This is a genomic window from Lacrimispora amygdalina (genome assembly GCF_900205965.1).
GTDB classification, from domain to species: domain Bacteria; phylum Bacillota; class Clostridia; order Lachnospirales; family Lachnospiraceae; genus Lacrimispora; species Lacrimispora amygdalina_A.
This window is the reverse complement of sequence record NZ_OAOF01000027.1, coordinates 37,499-44,259: the sequence shown is the minus strand read 5'-3', so window position 1 is coordinate 44,259 and position 6,761 is coordinate 37,499. Positions and strand designations below refer to the sequence as shown.

Here is a 6,761-nt window from a genome sequence, read left to right as displayed (position 1 = left end):
TGCAATCCAAAAGTGTAACACTCCCTGCATAAAAAAATCCATTGTAACACCCTTCCAAATCCATTATCCTTATGTTTGTCGAGAACTTAAGGAGGAAGAAAGGAATGTTATCAATGGATAATATCAAGTATATCAAACGCCTCTACGAAAGTGAAGGGATTTCTATCCGGGAAATTATGCGCCGGACAGGCTATCACTATGAAACTGTCAAAAAATACCTGGATATGGAGGAATTTAGTTATCAATATTTTATAAGTTGCTTTTTTACTAATTGTCATCCCTTATCGAAGCAATATCGCGCTATTTTTTTGTAGTATTTTATATCCTGATAATAAATCGCCAAATGTTCTTCAGCAAAATCTCTTTCTTTTTTCTGAATTTCTTTTTTATTACCGTCATTCATGATTTGCTTAATAACGATATCGTCATACTCGTCAAAAATAGCATGGTACATATCAAATCTTCGAGAAAGCGAAATAATATTTTTTATATTCCTAAGCCGACGTTTAGCACAAAATCTGTTTTTAACTAAATCATATTTATCACATTTTTCGCATAATTGTCGATCATATACGTCAGTATAAAAAGCTCTGTCTTCACTTACTCTATTGTTACATGCTTTGCATTCTAATGGTTCTTCCAAAAACATCATTTCTATATCACAAGCAATCTCTTCTCCAATAAACTCTCGAGATGAGTGTCTTTGAGCGACTTGAAGGCATTTCCATATTTTATCTTTTAGTCCAAACATCACCCATACACCAGGTGTATTATAGACTTTTTTAATGCTTTGAATTATTTCTTTACTATTTCCGTTTTCCTTTTTCCATACTAGCTCACCTGGTATTTGATTAAAATCATCGTATGCCCTCCCTTCTCTTTTTGAATAGGTTTCACTTTTTTCCATTTTTCGAGCCCCCCCATACAGTTCATTTTGAAATGCAAATTTTACTACATAAGTCCAGCGATATTAGCTGATTCCTAACTTTTATTATTTCTTGCTTTTTATTATTTCACTATAATCTTCCCATTAAGACTAGCAAACACTTCCTGTTACTTTTCCATCGTACATTCAGCATAAATATTCATAGTGGTCTGAATGTCAACGTGACCCATAACCGACTGAATAACCTTCAGATTAGACTCATTCTCGCAAAGCCTGGTACAGAAAGTATGTCTCAGATTATGCGCCGAAAAATGCGGGAGTATAAAGGATCTCGATGTTCTTGCTTTGCCTTTTCCTCTTCCTTCTTATTATAGTCCTCATAGATTCTCTTGATTGCACGATTCAAAGATTCTGGCGTATAAACATTGCCTTCTCCTGTAGAAAATACAAAGTTACTAAATCCATCAATCTCATTGGTTCCAAATCCTAGCACCTTCTGAATCTGATACTCTTCAAGAAATGCATCACACACTTAATCAATCATTGGAATCGTTCTTTCACCTGCTTCTGTCTTAGGGGTAGAGATATGTACTACACAGCCATTACTAGGCTCTGGTCTATAAATTAACGTCTTATTCACTCCGATTAATCTCTTTTCAAAATCTAGATCATCCCAACATAGTCCTAAACATTCACCAATACGCATTCCTGTTCCCAAAAGAACTGTAATCACTGGCTCCCATCCATGAAATTCGTAGTTTTCACACATATGCGTCATAAAAGCCTTCTGCTGTGGAGCTGTCAATGCATAACGTTTTCTCTTAAAATCTAACGAATTTCTCTTAATCTCGTTCATTACACCCTCCGACGGATTCTTTCTGATTAAGTCATCTCTAACAGCCAGATCAAAGGTTGGATGAAGCTGAGTATGAATGTTATCTAAATTATTTGCTTTTAAGCCCTGGTCATTCACCAACCAATAATAGAATGTTTTAACTTATCTTCAGCCATTACAAACCACTCCTTTCGAGAGCTACTTATTGTCCCCACATCTAGTTTTTGCCTCCATAGGAAATAGAATTCTCAAATAAGCAATATAAATGTGACATGTCGACATCTTTAGTAAGCTCTATGAATTGTTCTGCATTTTTATTATAGTATTCAACAGTAGAATCGATTCTATATCACCCACATTTCATATTCCTGCAATTTTGCGGAATTGTAAACCAAACTCAAGTTTTCCTCCAGCACATTTCCAAATTGTTCCTGTGAATTTCCCGGAATGTATAGCCTTTCAGTAGCCCAAATTGCATTCAAGTGCTGATTCTCACACTTCTCAAAATAACGCATCAAAATTTGCGCCATATCCCGATCGTCATTGTCAAAAATCAATTTGTACAAATAATAATTATATTTGACAAATTCTTTTATGTAGCGCTTGTCAGGGAGTCTATTATTCTTGCTTGTATTGAGAGATTTACTTGCGGGTGTTAAATTCCATAATTCATCATTAGACACATATGATCTTGGAACAAAATGGTCCAGGTCAAATACTTTTACATCAAGCTCATTGCCAGTATATATCTCATAAAGTGAATTTCCGGTTAAGTTAACAGTTGCAATCCATAATTCTCTAGCATTTTTTAAGGATTTATGTTTTACTTCTATTTCTGGTGCTATCTTATACATAACTCCGGGAACACTAGGATTTCGATCTTGGATAAAAATGGCTTTGTTATATCTAATCCATCCCATAATCAGCGCATAATTTTGCATCATGAATTCACGCCATTCCTCATTAATATGTATTCTCCTCTGCAATGGACTAGCAGCATCAATTATGTCATAAAAGAATTCATTATCCATTTTCGTAAATGCATTCAGATATGCGATAAATCTTCCGTAATTCTTCTTGTCAATAAATGCTTTTCCTTCTTTATCGACAAAAGGTTTTATAAGTCGATATGGAACATAATCTGTGAGATGAATTTTGTCATCAAGTAGTTTGTCATTATATTTCTTTATCAAATAAAGCAATCGATCTTTAGAAGGTATCTTATTTGACAACTCTCCTTTTGAACAGTCATAAAGCAATCTGATAGCATGCTCAAGAAAGTTTTCCGCGTTTCCATTTACTGTATGTCCTAATCTAAGGTGATAATGAGTGACCGTTTTCCAAGCGCCTACTATCATTTCATCGATAATATCTTCAAATGTAAACATGTCATTATCATTTGGAATCAACTTCATAATAGCCTCTAACCAGAAAAACTTATATCCCTGGTCATTGTTACTCAACAGATTCTCAAACTTCTTAATATTTAATTTGTTTGAATACAACGGAAGCGACATTTTTATCATATCATCCATTAAGTCACCCCTCAATTAACCACAAATCTGTTTTGCTGTTTCTAACAAAAGATTTATGCCTTCCTTTACTTCTTCAACTAATGTATTTGGTCCCCAACTTATTCTAATTGAACTCTCAATCTGTTCCTCAGAAATTCCCATCGCAACTAATACATAACTTGGCGAATAACTTTTTGATGTACATGCCGATCCATTTGATACTCCGCAATATTGCTTGGTAGATAGCATCAATGCTTCAGATGATACACCCGGAAAGCAAATATTAAGTGTGCTATCAACACAATATTCTTGATTCCCGTTAATCTGATAATCTATTCCTGACTTATTTATCTCTTCAAGAATTGCCTTCTTAATCTGACTGATCGTTTCCTCATTCTTTTTATATTCTTGCTCAGCTAATTCACATGCCTTACCACAACCAACAATCAATGCCACTGGGATTGTTCCAGGACGAATTCCATGTTCCTGTTGTCCACCATACATAATATTTTTAACCGGAGGTAACTTATATCGCTTCTTTTTAAGAATTAATGCACCTATTCCCTGCGGCCCCATTAACTTATGAGCACTAAACGAAAGCATGTTATATTTTAACTCACGTATTTCGTTCACAAGTTTTCCGCAGCTCTGCGTAGCGTCTATATGAAATAACACGCCCTTTTCATCAAGCATTTCACCAATTTCTTTCACTGGCTGAATAATTCCTGTCTCGTTATTCACGTGCATAACACTTACTAACAGTGTATCTTCTCTTACCTTAGATATCACATCTTCTGTTTTTATCCTTCCTGTAAGATCTGGTGAAACAATATCTATCTCAAAGCCTTCTTTACCAAGTGCCTTCACCGTTTCAAGAACAGCTTTATGTTCTATTGAAGTTGTAATGATATGCATTTTTCCTGTCTCAATAGCATATTCTTTAAGTCCTAGTATTGCTATATTATTACTTTCTGTGGCCCCGCTGGTAAAAAAGACTTCATCTGGTAAAACGCTCAATAGGCTCGCCACTTGCTTTCTAGCATCCTCAACAACATTTCTTGCCCTCTCACCAAAGTTGTGAGTTCTACTATCCGCATTTCCGATGTTATTTTTATATGCATCAAATATACAATCTAACACTCGGTTATCAATGGGTGCTGAAGCATTATAGTCTAAATAAACGCTCATTATTTTCTCTCCTTAACCGCCAGTTTTACCAAATCATCAAATGACTTAATGAACCCGGTTCCACATAAATGAGATATTCCTCTTTCTAAATTTAGTCGAAAATACTTGGCAATAGTCTCATCATCCGTTGGTAACTTCATTTGAATGCACCATGCCTTTACAATCGCCTCATAAATCTCCATATATTCTCCACCAAATGTTTCCCATTCCATTTCAAGATTGCTATCTGCAACTATGGGGATATCTGTTGGAATAGTTTTTTCACTTAAGGAATAACATAATGCCCAACGGCATAGAATATTCCAGTTCTTTATTCCTGACTTGCCTTTCAGCCTTGAAAGTTGATCCTTAGCTGACTGAGAAAGACGAACTGTTTTCATTATCATAATGTAGCTCCTATTAAATACCCTTTTTGTATAGAGGTACTCTTTGTATTTTCATCATAATTTAGTGTAAATTCGTCACCTACATTTTCTTTCATGAGCTGGTAATATGTATTATCAATCTCTGAATCTGTTGAAAGAATAATCGTTTGCTCACCAGCATTTGGAAAGTATGTCTGAATCAACGCTGTTCTGTGAAGCGAGTCTAGTCTTGATAATGGGGTATCAATTATGACTGGCAATTTCTTCTTAGAGCAAATTGCTAACGCCCATAGAATCGAAATAACCATCAATTGTTGCTCCCCAGCTGATAACGAATCTTTTGCAACTTCCTTCCCTTCTTCTGAAACATATCTCATATTTAAAGATTCTGAGTCCATCTCTATTTTTTGGATTAAATTCTTCTTATTTGCCAATTTTTTATAGCATTTTGTAATTGTTTCAGCCAACACATCAGTTTTTCTTCTTTGAAGTTCAACCTGATATTTTTCGATAATACTCAGAGCCATATTTGAGTATTTGATAGTTCTGTCCGCGCTATCTCTTAGTTCAGCCGTAGCCAAATATGATTCAACATACTTGCTAAACTCAGAAGTTATAGATACTACCTTTGCATTCGCAACACTTCGCTTCTGTTCTAATTCTGACATCTTAACCTGATCATCAATTAGGATTTGTTCTGCCTTTTTAATTTTCTTATATATCTCCTGAAGTTCTTTATCATTGATGTCCAAAGAAAGATAACTATCCTGTTCACTTATCTGCTTTTCTATTTTTCTCTTGTTTGACATAATAGTACTGGTTTGTTCTTTTGCTTCCATAAGAGAAACCTCTACCAGATTATTTACTTGAAACAATGCTTGATTTGATAATTCATAAACCGGAGCCTCTTGTTCTTCGCTCGCCTGCTTTTTTACGAATTCAATAAAGTCTTCACAAGATTTTGTATCTCCCGAATATGATTCTATAAAATCATCTAAAATGCCATCCAGCTGCATAACAGCTTCTCGCATTACTGCTTCAGCATGCTCATCAGTTGCTCGAAGTTTTATATCACCTATCAAATCTCTAACCAATAATAGTGGAAGTTCTTTTGACGAAAGATTGTATAATGCATTTTCCTCCATAGCCAATTGTGATTTAAGAGCTGCTCTTTTTTGAATCGTTTTTTGACGTTTCTCAACAGCATCTCCCCCTTTTACTGTGTAAAGTTGGTGAAGCGATTCTAACTTATCATTATCTTCAACTATTTTATGTGCACATTTCTCGATTTCATCATCAATCTTCTTAAGCTCAGCTATTCCTTCTTCTTTTGCATCTCTAAGTTGCTGAACACCTTCTGCTGTTTTGCTATCCTCTCCCTCTTTATTAACCTTCTTTAAGTTACGCAGAATATCGTTACTCAAAACATCTAATACAGTTATTCCAAGCATAGAACGTATTGCATTTTTCAATTGCACATTTGTACTATCTACGGCCATCTCTGCTATCTTTTCTCCGTCAAAAAAGAAAAAACCAGAAAGTGCACTTGGCAAAATGCTTTCTACAAACATTGGCCAATTATATGTTAAAAACTCATTCGTTATGCCATCTTTATATACACTTATTTCTTCATTTGTCTTTTTAGAAATTGCATCCCAACTTCTACAGACAATATAATTCTCTATTACTCCATTATTTATTTCAAATTCCAATTCTATACTGCACTGCTTATCTAAAGCACTTTTATTTACAAACGAACGTAAATACTGCGAATAGGATCTATGTTTACTTTCGGTATAAGCAAATGAATTTGAACCATATAATGCTAATAATACCGCCTCGAGAAAAGTAGTCTTTCCTCTACCATTCATACCTCCAACAAGAACTATAGGCTTCTCATTATTAAATTTAAATTCATTGTCACCTGCATATACACCAAAATTATGTAAGTTCAAGCGTTTTATTACCATTGT

The 6,761-nt window shown here is 34.7% G+C and carries 7 protein-coding genes; all 7 read right to left on the bottom strand.

Annotation, left to right across the window (positions count from 1 at the left end; all coding sequences use genetic code 11):
• Positions 1–274: 274 nt before the first annotated feature.
• On the bottom strand, positions 275–907 hold the full coding sequence (locus CRO04_RS22985) for a hypothetical protein (RefSeq protein ID WP_097006585.1): 633 nt from the start codon (positions 905–907) through the stop codon (positions 275–277).
• Between the two features lie 146 nt (positions 908–1,053).
• Positions 1,054–1,182 carry a tyrosine-type recombinase/integrase gene (locus tag CRO04_RS27345; RefSeq protein WP_242974610.1) on the bottom strand — a complete coding sequence of 43 codons (129 nt, stop codon included), beginning with the start codon at positions 1,180–1,182 and terminating at the stop codon, positions 1,054–1,056.
• Between the two features lie 236 nt (positions 1,183–1,418).
• Positions 1,419–1,742: a tyrosine-type recombinase/integrase gene (locus CRO04_RS26960; protein ID WP_242974608.1), complete on the bottom strand. Its 324-nt coding sequence runs from the start codon at positions 1,740–1,742 to the stop codon at positions 1,419–1,421.
• A 323-nt stretch (positions 1,743–2,065) separates the two neighbouring features.
• A complete protein-coding gene (locus CRO04_RS22975; RefSeq protein WP_097006584.1) occupies positions 2,066–3,256 on the bottom strand; it encodes an HNH endonuclease domain-containing protein in 1,191 nt (396 codons plus the stop codon).
• 15 nt (positions 3,257–3,271) lie between these two features.
• Positions 3,272–4,423 carry a cysteine desulfurase family protein gene (locus CRO04_RS22970; protein ID WP_097006583.1) on the bottom strand — a complete coding sequence of 384 codons (1,152 nt, stop codon included), beginning with the start codon at positions 4,421–4,423 and terminating at the stop codon, positions 3,272–3,274.
• Positions 4,423–4,809 carry a DNA sulfur modification protein DndE gene (gene dndE, locus CRO04_RS22965; RefSeq protein WP_097006582.1) on the bottom strand — a complete coding sequence of 129 codons (387 nt, stop codon included), beginning with the start codon at positions 4,807–4,809 and terminating at the stop codon, positions 4,423–4,425. Before dndE ends, CRO04_RS22970 begins: the two co-directional genes overlap by 1 nt.
• The gene (gene dndD / locus CRO04_RS22960; protein WP_097006581.1) at positions 4,806–6,758 is read right to left on the bottom strand and encodes a DNA sulfur modification protein DndD; all 1,953 of its coding nucleotides are present in this window, start codon (positions 6,756–6,758) and stop codon (positions 4,806–4,808) included. Before dndD ends, dndE begins: the two co-directional genes overlap by 4 nt.
• Between the last annotated feature and the right edge of the window lie 3 nt (positions 6,759–6,761).

What these genes read in the sequence shown, in the direction of transcription:
- CRO04_RS22985 (WP_097006585.1), bottom strand. Translation starts at nt 907, where the DNA reads ATGGAAAAAAGTGAAACCTATTCAAAAAGAGAAGGGAGGGCATACGAT.
- CRO04_RS26960 (WP_242974608.1), bottom strand. Translation starts at nt 1,742, where the DNA reads ATGAACGAGATTAAGAGAAATTCGTTAGATTTTAAGAGAAAACGTTAT.
- CRO04_RS22975 (WP_097006584.1), bottom strand. Translation starts at nt 3,256, where the DNA reads ATGGATGATATGATAAAAATGTCGCTTCCGTTGTATTCAAACAAATTA.
- CRO04_RS22970 (WP_097006583.1), bottom strand. Translation starts at nt 4,423, where the DNA reads ATGAGCGTTTATTTAGACTATAATGCTTCAGCACCCATTGATAACCGA.
- dndE (WP_097006582.1), bottom strand. Translation starts at nt 4,809, where the DNA reads ATGATAATGAAAACAGTTCGTCTTTCTCAGTCAGCTAAGGATCAACTT.
- dndD (WP_097006581.1), bottom strand. Translation starts at nt 6,758, where the DNA reads ATGGTAATAAAACGCTTGAACTTACATAATTTTGGTGTATATGCAGGT.